Origin of the sequence: Cellulophaga sp. (genome assembly GCF_039943695.1) — a bacterium.
Classification (GTDB): domain Bacteria; phylum Bacteroidota; class Bacteroidia; order Flavobacteriales; family Flavobacteriaceae; genus Cellulophaga.
The window spans coordinates 1-15,431 of the sequence record NZ_JBDVAA010000014.1 but is presented as its reverse complement, the minus strand read 5'-3'; the positions used below and the strand labels follow the sequence as shown (position 1 = coordinate 15,431).

20 protein-coding genes and 2 pseudogenes are annotated in these 15,431 nt (G+C 29.9%); 17 read left to right on the top strand and 5 right to left on the bottom strand.

Features of this window, described 5'->3' with window-relative positions:
• Positions 1-155 precede the first annotated feature (155 nt).
• The 4 genes from ABJD66_RS01230 to ABJD66_RS01215 form a co-directional block, all read right to left on the bottom strand.
• Positions 156-656, bottom strand: coding sequence for a carboxypeptidase-like regulatory domain-containing protein (locus tag ABJD66_RS01230; protein ID WP_100895289.1), 501 nt, complete (start codon positions 654-656; stop codon positions 156-158).
• A gap of 221 nt (positions 657-877) precedes the next feature.
• Positions 878-1,285 (bottom strand): hypothetical protein, encoded by a 408-nt coding sequence (locus ABJD66_RS01225; protein ID WP_348127320.1) that lies wholly within the window; start codon positions 1,283-1,285, stop codon positions 878-880.
• Entirely contained in the window at positions 1,285-2,148 is an 864-nt protein-coding gene (locus ABJD66_RS01220; protein ID WP_348127317.1) for a hypothetical protein, read from the bottom strand. The genes ABJD66_RS01225 and ABJD66_RS01220 overlap by 1 nt, the downstream gene beginning before the upstream one ends.
• A gap of 163 nt (positions 2,149-2,311) precedes the next feature.
• Positions 2,312-2,662 (bottom strand): hypothetical protein, encoded by a 351-nt coding sequence (locus tag ABJD66_RS01215; protein WP_348127314.1) that lies wholly within the window; start codon positions 2,660-2,662, stop codon positions 2,312-2,314.
• Positions 2,663-3,051: 389 nt separating this feature from the next.
• On the opposite strand from ABJD66_RS01215, the gene ABJD66_RS01210 reads away from it, so the two are divergent.
• Complete coding sequence (locus ABJD66_RS01210; protein ID WP_348127311.1) at positions 3,052-4,083, top strand: serine hydrolase domain-containing protein; 1,032 nt, start codon at positions 3,052-3,054, stop codon at positions 4,081-4,083.
• A 94-nt stretch (positions 4,084-4,177) separates the two neighbouring features.
• Entirely contained in the window at positions 4,178-4,696 is a 519-nt protein-coding gene (locus tag ABJD66_RS01205; protein ID WP_348127308.1) for an NUDIX hydrolase, read from the top strand.
• 8 nt (positions 4,697-4,704) lie between these two features.
• On the opposite strand, the pseudogene ABJD66_RS01200 reads toward ABJD66_RS01205, so the two are convergent.
• Positions 4,705-4,863 (bottom strand): annotated as a pseudogene (locus tag ABJD66_RS01200) (winged helix-turn-helix transcriptional regulator); the annotation flags it as partial.
• On the opposite strand from ABJD66_RS01200, the pseudogene ABJD66_RS01195 reads away from it, so the two are divergent.
• The 15 genes and pseudogenes from ABJD66_RS01195 to ABJD66_RS01125 form a co-directional block, all read left to right on the top strand.
• A pseudogene (locus tag ABJD66_RS01195) lies at positions 4,848-4,922 on the top strand (glyoxalase); the annotation flags it as partial. The pseudogenes ABJD66_RS01200 and ABJD66_RS01195 sit on opposite strands and share 16 nt — an antisense overlap.
• Before the next feature lie 162 nt (positions 4,923-5,084).
• Positions 5,085-5,828 (top strand): YoaK family protein, encoded by a 744-nt coding sequence (locus ABJD66_RS01190; protein WP_348127305.1) that lies wholly within the window; start codon positions 5,085-5,087, stop codon positions 5,826-5,828.
• Positions 5,829-6,095 carry a hypothetical protein gene (locus ABJD66_RS01185; protein WP_348127302.1) on the top strand — a complete coding sequence of 89 codons (267 nt, stop codon included), beginning with the start codon at positions 5,829-5,831 and terminating at the stop codon, positions 6,093-6,095.
• Positions 6,096-6,406: 311 nt separating this feature from the next.
• Positions 6,407-7,009, top strand: a complete 603-nt coding sequence (locus ABJD66_RS01180) for a TetR/AcrR family transcriptional regulator (protein WP_348127299.1) — start codon at positions 6,407-6,409, stop codon at positions 7,007-7,009.
• 53 nt (positions 7,010-7,062) lie between these two features.
• Positions 7,063-7,857, top strand: coding sequence for a haloacid dehalogenase type II (locus ABJD66_RS01175; protein ID WP_348127296.1), 795 nt, complete (start codon positions 7,063-7,065; stop codon positions 7,855-7,857).
• Positions 7,858-7,863: 6 nt separating this feature from the next.
• Positions 7,864-8,601 (top strand): SDR family oxidoreductase, encoded by a 738-nt coding sequence (locus tag ABJD66_RS01170; RefSeq protein WP_348127293.1) that lies wholly within the window; start codon positions 7,864-7,866, stop codon positions 8,599-8,601.
• A 152-nt stretch (positions 8,602-8,753) separates the two neighbouring features.
• A complete protein-coding gene (locus ABJD66_RS01165) occupies positions 8,754-9,731 on the top strand; it encodes a glycosyl transferase family 90 (RefSeq protein WP_348127289.1) in 978 nt (325 codons plus the stop codon).
• A 15-nt stretch (positions 9,732-9,746) separates the two neighbouring features.
• Entirely contained in the window at positions 9,747-10,265 is a 519-nt protein-coding gene (locus tag ABJD66_RS01160) for a GNAT family N-acetyltransferase (protein WP_348127286.1), read from the top strand.
• 164 nt (positions 10,266-10,429) lie between these two features.
• Positions 10,430-11,266 carry a phosphatase PAP2 family protein gene (locus tag ABJD66_RS01155; RefSeq protein ID WP_100895280.1) on the top strand — a complete coding sequence of 279 codons (837 nt, stop codon included), beginning with the start codon at positions 10,430-10,432 and terminating at the stop codon, positions 11,264-11,266.
• A 119-nt stretch (positions 11,267-11,385) separates the two neighbouring features.
• On the top strand, positions 11,386-12,276 hold the full coding sequence (locus ABJD66_RS01150) for a hypothetical protein (RefSeq protein ID WP_348127282.1): 891 nt from the start codon (positions 11,386-11,388) through the stop codon (positions 12,274-12,276).
• 100 nt (positions 12,277-12,376) lie between these two features.
• On the top strand, positions 12,377-12,940 hold the full coding sequence (locus ABJD66_RS01145) for a TetR/AcrR family transcriptional regulator (RefSeq protein WP_348127280.1): 564 nt from the start codon (positions 12,377-12,379) through the stop codon (positions 12,938-12,940).
• 79 nt (positions 12,941-13,019) lie between these two features.
• The gene (locus ABJD66_RS01140) at positions 13,020-13,571 is read left to right on the top strand and encodes a carboxymuconolactone decarboxylase family protein (RefSeq protein ID WP_100895277.1); all 552 of its coding nucleotides are present in this window, start codon (positions 13,020-13,022) and stop codon (positions 13,569-13,571) included.
• A 188-nt stretch (positions 13,572-13,759) separates the two neighbouring features.
• A complete protein-coding gene (locus tag ABJD66_RS01135) occupies positions 13,760-14,074 on the top strand; it encodes an EthD family reductase (RefSeq protein ID WP_348127276.1) in 315 nt (104 codons plus the stop codon).
• A 3-nt stretch (positions 14,075-14,077) separates the two neighbouring features.
• Positions 14,078-14,722, top strand: coding sequence for a DsbA family oxidoreductase (locus tag ABJD66_RS01130; RefSeq protein WP_348127273.1), 645 nt, complete (start codon positions 14,078-14,080; stop codon positions 14,720-14,722).
• Positions 14,723-14,725: 3 nt separating this feature from the next.
• Positions 14,726-15,431 (top strand): L-dopachrome tautomerase-related protein (locus ABJD66_RS01125; RefSeq protein WP_348127270.1); only part of this gene is annotated, 706 nt, incomplete at its 3' end.

Below are 15,431 nucleotides of genomic sequence, written 5' to 3'. Positions count from 1 at the left end.
CACCAAAACCCGTATTAATTATAGGCATTGTTAGCAACTGGTGCGACACTTTCGAGTAAGCACGTAACTTTGCGTTTTATATTATTTTCCGTCCGAGTTGAAAGTCCATCAACACAGTGATTGCGATCGAGTGAAGTCCACCTGTACAAACTTGCTCAAAATTCCTGTTTATGTTCTTTACAAAACCAATTTGGCTCACAACCAGTAACTTCACAGCCGCCAAGTTTGACTTTTCCTTTTTTCATTTTCCGTATTGTTTTTTCTCTTGGCAACCCATAAAGAATTGGAATAACATTTTTAGTTTTTCCATCTATTGGACATTTTTTAGAGCTAGTCTTTACATGACATTTTCCTGCTGGTAAACCTAGTGTTATTTTGGTTTTCGAATTATTATTAACGATTACGTTTTGAATAGTATCTTTTCCATAACCTATGGCTTCGACCACCAAATCATAATTACCTTCTTTCAATTTCGGAATTTCAAAGGCTCCATTAATATCAGCGGCAGCACCGATTTTAGTACCGCTTATTATTACAGTTGCTCCTGGGACACTAAGCGAATCAAGTTTAAAAATTACTTTCCCACTAACAGACCCAGTTTGGCTAAATCCAGTAAGCACAATTGTAAAAATTAAAACTTGTATTACTTTCTTCATTTTTTTGAGCACTTGTTGCTAACGTTTTAGCTATGGTTAGTACGGAAATAGAAAGTCAGAGACTTTCAGTTTAGCACTTAGCCAAAACTTTTTATTTTGTTTTATCTTTTTTTGTTCTAAAGCCAAATCAAAAGATTTGGCGGACTTAGTAAAAATACACTTTCTTCTGAATTAAACACCAAAGCCCGTATTAATTATAGCTTTTGTTGTGCATAGTGTTTTTATTCATCTAACATTTTTTGTCCAATAGAGCCAACTATAAAAAAGACAAAACAACTTATTAAGAATAAAATAAATTGAGCAATATACATTCCAAAATGAATATTAGTATTAATCAAGTTTAGTATTAATATCGTTACCGAAGGAACTAAACCAAAAATTATTATTAATGAAATTATTAATGCTACAAATTGCCATCTAACATTTTCATTAGTGTTGGAAATTCCTGATGAGAATTTCACAACTGATTGACCAAACAATATTATGGCGATTACAGACCACTCTGTATTATAAAAAATTGATTTCGTATCATCTTGAAACAGACGAACAATTACAAGAATTACAATTGGTAATAGAGTAAATAGAAATTCTGATGTTAGAATGTATTTTATTGTTTTGTCTATTTTCATCAATTGTTGTGTATTACGTCTATTACTTGAACAATTTCTTTCTTGTCAGATATTAAATAACCGTTAGTATTATATTTAGAAGTCTGTTTAACCAATACTTTCAAAGAATCACCTGGGACTACAGCTATTTTACCTGAGTGAAACTCTTCTAACCAAGAAGAGTGAGATATTTTGATTGAAGCAGATTTATTTCCGTGTTTGAATGACCAAGCTGAATCACCTAAAAAATCAGGTTTTTTTATCAAATATATCATTTCCGTTTCATTTATAATTTCGTTTTCAGTCAGTGCATTTTCAACAGCATCAATATCTATTTTATCAGTTCCAGATTTAATGTTCTTTATTGTTTTGTTATTAGATTTTAATTCAAAAGATTCATCTTGATTGAGTTCTTGAGTTGAATCATTTATTTTATTTATTGTTTTTGCTAATTTTAGAATGTCAGGTTCAGCATAATTAAAAGAATCAGATAATGATTTTTCTTCAGCAATTTTTTTTAAATTATTAGCTAATTTATCAAGGTCATCAATTGAAGATTTCTGTTCTGAAATAAATTTTAAAGATTCTGCTCTTGATTCTTCAATATATTCCTCTATTTCTTTTTTGTCTGGTGAGTTATCAAGTTTACTATCTTCATTAATTGTCAAAGCACTCCAAAAACGACCAATTATAGACCCTTTTTCAATATCATCTAATACTATTTTAGATTTTACAGAAGTATTTACTGTTTCTGCTAATAAGAAGTCTAAATTATTTACGCTTTCAATCATTTCAGCAAAAGCTCTAAAAAGTCTGCTTGGGTTTTCGGTTTCCCTTTTAAAGTCTAACCTAATTTCGTATTTGTTATTTAGTTCTTTTTTCATTTAGGTTCGGTCTTCGACATTATGCATAACGTGTATGTATAAGAATAGTTGCGGGTTTGCGTGCGAGGATTTTCCGCAGGAAAATCAGATGTAGCAAATACGCAACTACCTTTGTTTTAGCACTAAACCGCAATTATTTTTATACGGTGTTGTGCATAGTTTTTTATTCAGTTTTATATTCCGTTCTCAATTCAGCGTAATTTTCAAATTCTGTATCGAGTAGGCTTTCCTCAAACTTGTATTTCAAATATTCCATATCCAATTCAGTCAAAGAAACTGTCTTTTCTCCGTTAAGAAAATTTTCAATCGCCTTTTTATGATATGCACAAAAAATTCCCCAAACCATTAGTTTTATAAATTCAGATTCATTTTCCGTTTTCAATTCTGCGTTGTCCCACGATTCCGATAACGTTTTGAAATTTCCGCCATCTTTTACAACAGTTTTTCCGTCCGAAATATCAATTTCAGATGGATAATATTTAGTTGTCAGATTATAAACTTCCTTAAATGTCAATTTTTTTCGGGTTTTGGTAAATTATGCACAACTATAAATAAACGCAATTCATTGCGTTTATTCACCCATATTGGTGTAATAAACGCACATTTCTGTTTTTAGCGCTTAATTTTCTTACAATGTAAAACTTTTTTTTAATGTAGAATTACGGATATGTGTAATTGTATGCTATAACTTTATAAATGGTACTTATTGGGTGTTAATTTGTATTTTTTTTATCTTAGCTATTAAACGCATACTTAGTTAAAAATAAGCATACTACATTATGAAAAACACTAAAGAAAAAGTAAAATGGTATAATTATATTTTTGCTCCTGGAGGCATAATTTTAACCTTACTAGTTGCTAAAATTATATATTGGTTGTTTATGCACAGTTAAAATGTAACTAATGAGCAAAAAAAATATTTTTAGAGTACTACTACTTGTCTCTACAGTTGTATCTTTATTTTATGTGCCTTGGCCCATTGTAACCGCTTGGCTTAAACCTGTACCAAACACTATACAAGAGCAATTAAACCAAACTATTAATTATGGTTTTGATGGTGTTATACTATACGTAGATGTTGCTGGTAAACCACCTGCTTTTTATGCCGAGGGCTGGCATAATACAGAACAAAAAATTACTGCTAAACCAAATGCTTTTTTTAAAATTGCTAGCATAGACAAATTGTACACTGCTGTTGCCATTACCAAACTTATTGGCAAAAATAAACTAGACTTAAATAAAAGCTTAGCGTATTATTTTCCTGAACTTAATGGTAAAATTGAATATGCAGATAAAATTACTGTAAAAATGATGGTGCAACACCGTAGTGGTATTCCTAATTATACCAATACTCCTAACTTTTGGAACAACCCTACACAAAATGCTGAAGAAGCTCTTGAGTTAGTAAAAGGTTTACCTGCAAGCTTTAAACCCAATACAGATTATGAGTATAGCAACACTAATTACTTGCTACTTTCTATGCTTATTGATAAAACAGCGGGCAAAAGTAAGTTTAACTATATAAAGGAGGTTGTTTTAAATCCGTTAGCGCTTAAAAATACTTATGCATCTTTAAAAGATGTTCCTATAGATAACCTAATGAGTGGTTATTACGTAGGCATAAATAATGATATAAAAACTACAAATTATGGCTCTATGATTGCTACTGCAGAAGATCTTGGTATATTTTTACGTGCTTTAAATAATGGCAGCTTATTTACTGGTACCGAAAATGAAATTTACGCATCAATATACAAATACAACCATACTGGTCTTATACCGGGTTACCAAAGTATTGCAGAGTACCATAAAAATATAGATGCCGTTGTTGTACAGTTTACAAATACAACAGATTTTAGTGGCTACAACTGGAACTTATCTGAAATATCATACAACAGAATTATTAAAATTATTGAAAAAAATAATAGTAAATAGTCTTACTAAAAATTTAAATAAAAGAGTTTTTACTGCACAATTACCTAGACCAAATAGCAGGTTGCCTTACCTTTGTAAAAATTAGAATTACTGCATGCAAGTTTTAAAAACGCATTACCACCCAGACATTAAAACACTAGATAACAAATCTGTTTTTACTAGGTTAGCTACCAGAAGTATTGCTATTAAAGGAGCTAATATTTTATTACTATACACAGAAAGATACGAAGATTATAGTTTACCTGGTGGTGGCTTAGATAAGGATGAAGACCACGTAATTGGTATGATTCGTGAGCTTGTTGAAGAAACTGGAGCCAAAGACATTACAGATATTAAGCCTTTTGGTGCTTATGAAGAATACAGACCTTGGCACAAGCCAGATTATGATATTCAGCACATGATATCATATTGTTACACTTGTACTGTTAACCAAGAGTTGGGTGCTTCTAAAATGGAATCTTATGAGATTACAAACGGTATGTCTGCAAAATGGGTTAACATTTTTGATGCTATTAAACACAATGAAAACACAATGGCTACTAGCACTAAAAAAGGTATGTCTATAGAACGCGAAACATTTTTACTAAAACATATTGCTGCGCAACTAATTTAATTTTACACCTACCCTTTAAGCCCTGTATAATCTTTTAAACCCCATTGGTCTAGACTCCTTAAAATTTGTTCTAAGGATTTTCCTCTAGTTGTTAACCCGTACTCTACCTTTGGCGGTACTACCGGATATATTTTTCTAAAAACCAGTTTATCCCTTTGAAATTGTTTTTGAAATTTACACTCACAGTTATGAGTTAACTTACTCCTCTGGAGCGTATGCTAAATAAAAATTATATAATGTACTTTTAAAAGCAAAAAACTAGTTATTAAGGTTCTTTGCTTTTTAATGTTTATAGTAGTATTATACTGTATGTATTTAGTAAATTAGTGGCATAAAATAGTTTGTTTTATAACACTATTTATCACTGTAGTTCACTAAGTAAAATTTAATGTTTAGACACCAGAACAAAAACAGAACCTATAAACATAACTTACAAATTGCAACAGTACTGTCATTAGTTGCTGGTATGGTAAATGTTTCTGGTTTTTTACAATTTAAACAATTAACAACAAATGTTACTGGGCACTTTGCGCTATTTATAAACGACCTTACTAATTTTAATTTTTGGAAAGGAACTATTTACTTTTTATATATTTTCTCGTTTCTGTTTGGCTCATTTACCTCTAGCTTTCTTATTGAAAAATACAGAGTAAATAAAAAACTAAATGTTTTTGTAATTCCTACAGTTATAGAGTCTTTAATTTTAATTTCTATTGCCCTTTTTAGCAATTTTATAGAGATAAAATACCCCAATACTATTGCCTGCTTATTACTTTTTGCAATGGGATTACAAAACTCTTATGTTACTAAAATATCTAATGCCATAGTTAGAACTACACATTTAACAGGTCTTTTTACAGACTTAGGAATAGAAATTTCTCAGTTATTTTTTATAAAATCTGCACCACATAAGCAAAACCTAAAATCTACTATAAAACTAAGAGTTTATATTATTTTATTCTTTTTTGGAGGCGGACTTATTGGTGGTTTCTTTTTCTCTAAATTAAATTTTAAATTAAATACGCTTATTATTGCTTCAGCTATTTTATTAATTAGTTTGTTTTACGATGATTTTAGGTACAAATTAATTAAAAGGAAAAGAAAATATAATCAAAAGAAAATTGATAATTAAATGGGATTAATTGATCTTATTTTTGGCCGTAAAAAAGTTTTTAACCACCCTTATTTAGGTAATTTTACTAGCCAAAGAATAAATAATAATAATTCTCTTAAAACCTATTATTGGATTGGAGACACTTGTTTAGTTAATAATAACGGAGATGAGTTTGCAACATCTCTTTTTATTAATGGTAATACCAATAGCCCATATAATAACCAGTTGAGTTTTATATCTGAATTAGTGCAAAACTGGAAAAAACGATTACTTTTTAAAAATTGAAGAAGAAATAAACACTCAAGGTTTTTCAAAAAAAGAAGAATTAAAAAATTGGGAAAATGAGTTTTATCTCTCTGCCATTTACGCTAATAACGCCAAAGCCTTAGATTTTGAATTAACTTTAGAGTCTATACATTTTGAGTTAACTTTAAAGTCAACACATAACGTAAATTACCCTACAATAAGCGTAACTGTAAAAAATGCTATTATTAGTAAGGTTGATTTGTATACCTAATTAAAACTATAGCCTTTTTTCTTCATCTATCTACAAAACCAAAAACATTCGGGTTAGTATTTTTTATTACATTTGCAGTATGCAACAAGAATTAAAATCAGAAATTACTAAACAACTTATAATAGACAAGGCTTTTAATTTGTTTTATAAAGATGGTTTTAAAACAACTAGTATAGACAAAATAATGAAAGAGACTACCTTGAGTAAAGGTGCTTTTTATCATCATTATAAAAACAAAAAAGAATTAGGTACTGCTGTTATTAGCCTTAAAGTAAAAAAAAGAGTTGTAGATGGTATGATAGCTCCATTGCTAAACTCTGGTAATGCCTTTAAAATTTTAGAGACAGTTTTTATTAATCGTTTAAAGTCTTTTCCCTTTATTGACAAGCAAAATGGTTGCCCAATGAACAATCTTATTAATGAAATAGGAAACACAGAAATTGCATACCAACAGGCATTAAAAAGTATAATTGAAGAATGGAAAACAGCCTTAGTAAATGTAATTGAAAGAGGTAAAAATGAAAAATCTATAAATACCAATATAGACTCTACTGCCGTAGCTATTTATTTAATTAGTGCTTTTGAAGGTATTAGAGGTATTAGAAAATTATATAATGATGACGCTATTTTAAACGAATATATTAAGGGCCTTAAATTGTACTTAAACCAAATAAAAAATTAATTTTTTTACCCAAAAACATACTATATAGAATGTTTTTATTTAAAACCCCAATTATGACAAAAAACAGAAGAAATTTTATTAAAAAAGCTACAGCAGCTGGTATAGGTGCGGCAACTATTCCTAATTTGAATTTTGCTTCTTCAGCAAATAAAATAATTACTTATAGTGACGTAAAACCTAAAGTTTTATTTTTTGATGTAAACGAAACATTATTAGACTTAACCGCTATGAAAAATAGTGTTGGTGAAGCTTTAGGAGGTAAAAAGGATTTACTTAAACTATGGTTTACAACAATGTTACAATACTCATTAGTTAGTACCGTTGGCAGGCAATATAATGATTTTGGTATTATAGGAGCAGCTGCTTTAGAAATGGTAGCTGCAAATAACAATATTAAACTAACATCAGATGAAGCAAAAAAGGCTATTTTAACTCCAATTAGATCTTTACCTGCTCATCCAGAGGTAAAAGAATCGCTAGAAAGGTTACGTAATGCTGGTTATACCCTAGTTTCTTTTACAAACTCTTCAAATATAGGAGTTGAAACTCAATTTAAAAACGCTGGTTTAACTTCGTATTTTGATGACAGATTAAGTATTGAGGATATTGGAAAATTTAAACCACATACAGATGCATACGATTGGGCTGCACGCAAAATGAAAGTTAAACCACAAGAATGTATGTTAATTGCTGCACACGGATGGGACATTGCTGGTGCTTTATGGGCAAATTGGAGAGGCGCATTTATAAACAGACCTGGAGCGCAATTGTATCCGCTTGCAGATAAACCAGAAATAAACGAGAATAATTTAAAACTAGTAGCAGATAAACTTATAGCCTTAAAATAAATTATTATGAAAAAACTAAATAACAAAGTAATTATTGTAACCGGATCTTCTAAAGGAATTGGTAAAGAAGTTGCTATTTTATTAGCAGAAAATGGAGCTAAAGTAATTATAAACCATTCTAATAGTGAAAAAGAAGCTAACAATACAGCAACTACTATTAAAGATAATGGCGGGGAAGCAATTGTGATTAAGGCAGATGTAAGCGATAAAAAAGCAGTTACAGAGTTGTTTGATAAATCTTTAGAAGCCTTTGGAAAAATAGATGTATTAATTAATAATGCTGGTACTATGATTTCTAAAGAACTGAAAGATAATTCTCAAGAAGATTTCAATACTCAATTTAATGTAAATGTAAAAGGCATATTTAATACTTTACAACAAGCAGATAGTAAACTCTCTGATAATGGAATTATAATAAACTTTTCTTCAAGCACCACTAAATTAATGTTACCTACCTATGCACTCTACTCTGCTACAAAAGCAGCTGTAGAACAAATGACACGAGTATTTGCTAAAGAAATTGGCAGAGGTATTTCTGTTAATGCAATTGCCCCAGGAGCAACAGAAACCGAGTTATTTTTAACAGGTAAATCTGAAGAACAAATAGATAAATTAAGTAGTATGAATGCCTTTAACAGACTAGCCAAACCCATAGACATAGCTAGAGTTGTGTTATTTTTAGCGAGTGATGACTCTAAATGGATATCTGGACAAGTGATTGGCGCTAACGGAGCACTGGTTTAACGATAAAACATTAAATCAAAATTACTGTAATAAAAGTTTATGTATGGTTTGTATTAATTTATAACCCTATATAAAACTAGTCTTTTATATTTGTAAAATTATCTGGTATTATTACTAGTACATTTAAGTTGTCTTTAACTAAATTTAAACTAATGGAATTAAAAAGGTTGTCTTATAAACATAAAAATAGTAAAATAAAATACTATGGAAAAAACTATTTAAGACAGCTTATGCCTTTAAGTTTTTATCAAAAAAAGCTACAAAAAAAATTAAATAGTATTAACGATTTAAGTAGTGATGAAATTGAAGAAATTAATGCTAGAGTAAACTACTATAATAAGCTTGAGACTAATAAAGATTTACCTTTAAACATTAAAAAACTATCAGAATTAGTATTAAAAAAAGGATATAAAGAATATTATTTTGATGCATTTGAATATACCAGATATTTTAAGCAAACTCTTACAGGTAAGTTTCTTTTTGGAGATATAACTCACATACCAAAACAACCTGCCTTTGTTAAAAGTAGACCAGTTAGTGACAATAACCAGAATTCTATTTTACTTAAATGGAATAAGGTTAGACACTTTATGTTTGTTAAAAATGATAACATACCCTTTGCTAAAAAGAAAAATATTTTAGTTAGTCGTGGTCAAATATTTGAAAAGCATACAAATAGACTTAAGTTTTTGGAAATGTATTTTGACCACCCTATGTGTGATATTGGCATGGTGAATACCAGAAGATGTATTCCTAAATGGAAAGTGGAACGTTTAACAATTTCAGAACATTTACACTATAAGTTTATATTATGTTTAGAAGGCAATGATGTAGCTAGTAACCTTAAATGGGTTATGTCATCTGGTTCCTTAGCTGTTATGCCTAAAGCTAAGTTTGAGACTTGGTTTATGGAAGGTTCGCTTGTGCCAGACTACCATTATGTTGCCATAAAAGAAGATTATTCTGATTTAGAAGAAAAACTGCAATTTTATATACATAACCCAGATAAGGCACAAGAAATTGTAAAAAATGCAAATGCTTACGTGCAAAAATTTAAAAATAAAAAAAGAGAAGATCTAATATCTCTTCTTGTATTGAATAAATATTTTGAGAAAACTAATCAATTGTAATTTATTGTTTTAAAAATGAAAAACTACAAGGCATTTGAAACAGATAGACTATACATTAAGCCTACCACAGAAGAAGATGCCGAATTTATTTTTCAACTTTTAAATTCCCCTAAATGGTTACACTATATTGGTGACCGTAATATTAGCAATATTACTGATGCTAAAACGTATATAAAAGAGAAAATGTTACCTCAGCTACACCAATTGGGGTTCTCTAACTATACTGTTATTAGAAAAGAAGATAATATTAAAATTGGTTCTTGTGGTTTATACAACAGAGACGGCTTGGATGGCATAGATATAGGTTTTGCCTTTTTACCTAAATACGAAAAAAAAGGATATGCATATGAATCTAGTAAAAATTTAAAAGAAGCAGCATTTAATATATTTAATCTTAAAACAATTAGTGCTATAACCACTAAAGATAATTTAGGATCTCAAAATTTGCTGTTAAAATTAGATTTAAAACTAGTGGGGACCACAACCCTACCCAATGATACTGAAGAGCTTTTACTATTTAAATTAGAGGCTTAAAAAATATAAAAGACTTTAAATACATAATAAATTAGCTAAATTACGTTGTTACTGTAGATTTATAGTGCTAATTTCGCCAGCTAAATCCTATACTAATCTTGCTTATTACTGTCTTAAATTAATAAGTACAAATTAGTATTATTAACTAATACACACCACAAGTTATGCGATTAGGTTTTATACTACTATTACTTTTTTGTTCTATAAATAGCTTTGCACAACAGCTAAACAAACCTACAGATAGTACTACTATTTGGAAAACATTTAAGTATGATGCTAACTCATCTTGGAGAGGTATAAAACACTCTGTTACTAGACCGTTACATTGGAAAGGTAAAGATTTTGCAAAGTTTGGTAGTTTATTTGTTGGTACTGCTATTATCTCTGCTGCCGACAGACAAACAAGCGATTTTTTTATAAATCAAGAACCACACTTACCACACGCTGTAAAAGAATTTGGTTTTTACTTTGCCAAGCCACAATACTATTTTGCGTTAAATGCAGGTGTTTATGGTGTTGGCTTATTTACTAAAAACGAACAAGTACGTAAAACAGGTGTTTTAATAATATCATCTTCTATTACTGCTGGATATTTACAAATTATGGCACGTTCTGCTTTTGGGCGTGCAAGGCCATATTCTGGTAAAGACCCATATACTTTTAAACCTTTTGAGGGTACAGAAGAATACTTTTCTTTTCCATCTGGACATACCGTTTTAGGGATGACGGTAGCACATTCTGTTGCTAAACAGTTTGATAATACTTGGGCAAAAATTGGTATTTATACTGTTGGTAGTGTGCCAGCAATTTCTAGAATGGTCAATGGATCTCATTGGCTAAGTGATGTTGCCTTTGGTGCTGCTTTTAGCATTTTTGTTGTAGATGGTATTGATAAATTTTTGTTTAAAGAAAAGTTATATGACTACCCAATTAAACCAAAACTAGTTACTTGGAATTTAAAATTTTCTGGTAGTCAAATTGGTATTGTAGGTACTTTTTAAAAAAACTAAAGCGTTACATTTATATTATTAACCTGTTTTACGGATATTAAATTTAGCTGTAATCAGTGGTTTTATTGCTTTAGATGCGGGTTATCTTTGGGGTATATTAAAAAAGTAATATGCAACAGGAAAACCAAAATAAAGACAATACAAAATACCTCTTATTAAAAACTGCAATAATTGGTGGTGTAATATTATTCTATTTATTCCAATGGTTTGGACCTGGAATTATTCAGAATTACAAACAAAATAAAGAATTTCAAAACATTCATTACGGAGGAGACGAGTCTGAAGTAAATGAGTCTATAGATAACTACAACAAAGCAGTTATGGCACTTAGGCGCTATACAGATAGTGTTACCTCTAAAAATAGTAGTTTGTTTATTTATACCAATGATACTAGTAATGTAGAAGCTATAATTAAACCCAATTTAAACTATGATGTTTTTGATAGTTATGATTTTCAGACTGTAATTAGTAAAAACACTGAAATAACTAATGAGTTAAATAATTTTTTAGAAAATAGAGACTCCCTGGGCTGTAAAGTTATTTTAACAACTAGTAAGACTAATTTCTTTATTAAAAACATTGTTAATACAAAGGAAAAAACAAGTTATATCACCTACTCTAGCTATTATTACAACCAAAAAGAAAAAGAACAATTAGCCAATTTAATAAATACAAGAAAAAACTATATTTCTGCTTTTAAATCTAAAGAGCAAAAAATAAGCGAGCTAGACAGCCTACAGTCAGGAAAAATTATTTTTTCAGAAACAGAACTACAAAATAAAAAAATTGAATCTGGGCTAAAACTTATTATGGGACCCAGAATTAATTTAAAAGATACAACTCACCTATTCTACTTTACCTCATACAATACAACAATTACTAAAAAACAACTTACAAGTAAATTAAAAAACTTTACACCTCTATTTTTAAAAAAGCAAGACACTACAAACTGTTTTATTAAAGAAATACCAATAATAAAACCTGTTTACAATGATAATTAAAGCTTTTAAACAATCCTTTATCTTGATTTTGTGTTAAATAATCTTAAATATTTTTTAATAACAAAGCAAGTGCTTAGTTTTGTGCTGTAGTTATTTAATAATGGCACGTAAAAAACAATACAACGAAGAAGAAGTAATAAAAAAAGCAATGGGTCTTTTCTGGCGTAATGGCTATGAGGCTACTTCTGTTCGTATGTTAGAAAAAGAAATGGGTATTAACCAATTCTCTATTTACTCTAGTTTTAAAAATAAACAAGGAGTGTTTTTAGAAAGTGTACAATATTATAAAACTCAAATAAATACCATTAAAGAGAAGCTAAGAACATCTAACAACGGCGTTATTGGTCTTAAGCAATATTTTTATGATTTTATTGAGTTTTCATCAGAAGGTAATTTGCGCAAAGGTTGCTTAGTAACTAATACTGTTAATGAGATTAAACAAGACGCGGAACCTGAAGTAATGACAGAACTCAAAAAATTTGCAAATGAAATAAGAGATTTATTTGTAAGTAATTTAAAACAGGACGACAAAAAGAAAAATACTTTAATACAAGAGCAAGCAGATTATCTAATGAATACTCTTTTAGGATTATCTATCTCATCTAAAGTGTTTACAAAAAAACAATTAGAAAATATAATAGAAGTTACATTTACAAACCTGTAACGTTTTTTTTATCACATAACTAAGCGAATGCTTAGATATAAATTTAAAATAAAAATTAATAACATAAAATTTAACAATTATGACAACTTTAAAAGTACACAATATGGAATCTGCACCAGAAGCAGCAAAACCATTACTAGAGGCATCTAACAAAGCATACGGAATGATTCCTGGTTTACACGGTGTTTTAGCAGCTGCTCCTGGCCTACTAAAAGCCTACCAAGAGTTACACCAATTATTTACAGAGACATCTTTTAATAATGATGAACTTACTGTTGTATGGCAAACAATTAACGTAGAACACGCTTGTCATTACTGTGTTCCTGCACATACAGGTATAGCAAAAATGATGAAGGTTGATGATGCTATTATTGATGCTCTACGCGATGAAACTCCTCTTGCTGATGCTAAATTAGAAGCTTTACGTACAATGACTTTAGCTATAACACGTAACCGTGGTAATGTTTCTAAAGAAGATTTAGAAGCTTTTTATGCTGCTGGATACGGCGAGCAACAAGTATTAGAAATTATTTTAGGTCTGTCTCAAAAAGTAATTAGTAACTACACAAATCATATTGCTAATACTCCGGTAGATGATGCATTCAAAAAATTTGCTTGGTCTAAAAAATAAAAAATTACCGCAATATGTAGATTTGCTATGAAGAAGATAGCGGTATTTAACCTTCCGTGCCCCCGCGGAAGGTTATTTTTTTTAACTCAAACAAAACACAAATAAGTATGTATAGAGATTTACAATTTGTAATTTTATAAGAGTACTATTTCTGTGTGTATAATAATATAAAATTTTACAAATAAGTTATGATAAAAGTATCTGTAATGTACCCTAATGGTAAAGACGTTAAGTTTAATACTGAGTATTATAAAACTAAACATTTACCAATGATAGTAGACGCTCTTGGTAGTGCATTAAAAGGATTAGAATTAGACTTAGGAATAGCCAGTAGAGTTCCCGGTGAACCTGCTCCTTATGTAGCTATTGCACATTTAAAGTTTGATGATATTGCTTCTTTTAAAGCATCTTTTGGTCCGCATTCTGAAAACTTTGCAGCAGATGTAAAAAACTACAGCAATGTACAAGGAGAATTACAAATTAGTGAACTAGTTACATTTTAAATTATGAATAAAAAAATAAAGATTGATGTTGTTTCTGATGTTGTTTGTCCTTGGTGCGCCATTGGTTACAAACGCTTAGAACAAGCCATAAATGAACTTAAAATAGAAGATAAGATAGAGCTAGAATGGCAACCGTTTGAGTTAAACCCAAATATGCCTGCTGAAGGCCAGGATGTAGAAGAACATATTACAGAAAAATATGGTTCTACTCCAGAACAGCAACAAGAGTCACAGGAGCGTATGACAGATTTTGGCGCTGAACTTAATTTTAAGTTTGATTATTTTAATGGTATGCGTATGGCAAATACGTTTGACGCACACGTTTTATTAGACTACGCTAAAAAACAAGGCAAACAAACAGCGCTAAAAATGCGTTTAATGAATGCTTTTTTTGGTGAACGCAAAGATGTATCTAACAGGGATATTCTAAAAAAAGAACTTGAAACTGTTGGTTTAAATACTACAGAAGCTTTTGCTTTATTAGATAATGAAGAACTAAGAACCAAAGTTAGATCTGAAGAAGATTATTGGAAAAGTTTAGGTGTAAACTCTGTACCAACAGTTGTTTTTAATCGTAAAAGTGCATTAACCGGCGCACAACCTGTAAGTGTGTACAAGCAAGTATTAACCGAATTATTACAATCTTAAACAATGAAAAAATTAAGCTACATAATTGCAATTAGTATTTTATTTATTGCGTGTAAAGAGAAACCAAAAGACAAAGTAAAATCCAATGTTAATAAAACAGAGGCTAGTATATCAAAAGTTACTCAAATAGCAACTTTTAAAGGGCAGCAAGTAACTGGCGTAACTGTAAGCAACAATGGGCGTGTTTTTGTAAATTTTCCTAGATGGAGGAAAGGAGTCCATAATTCTGTAGTAGAAGTAACAAATGGTTCTAACTCGCCTTTTCCTAACGAAGAGTGGAACTCTTGGGAAATTGGAGATACAGTAGAAGCTACTAAATTTGTTGGTGTGCAATCCGTAGTTGTTTATGACAATCTTATTTATGTTTTAGATACCAGAAGTCCTCTTTTTCAAGAAGTACTAGATGCACCTAGGATCTTTGTATTTAATATAGACTCCAAAACATTAGAGCATACTTACATTTTGGATAAAGGCACTTATCACGCTAATTCTTATATTAATGATTTACGACTAGATAAAAAGAATAACAAAATTTACTTTACAGATTCTGGTAATTCTGGACTCGTAATTTTAGATTTAAATACTGAGAAATTTACTAGAGTTTTAGACAATCACTCTTCTACCGAGGCAGAAGTTAGCTTTTTAACTTTTGATGATAAAAAATGGACAAATTCTGTAAATTCTGACGGGATTGCTTTAGATACTAAAA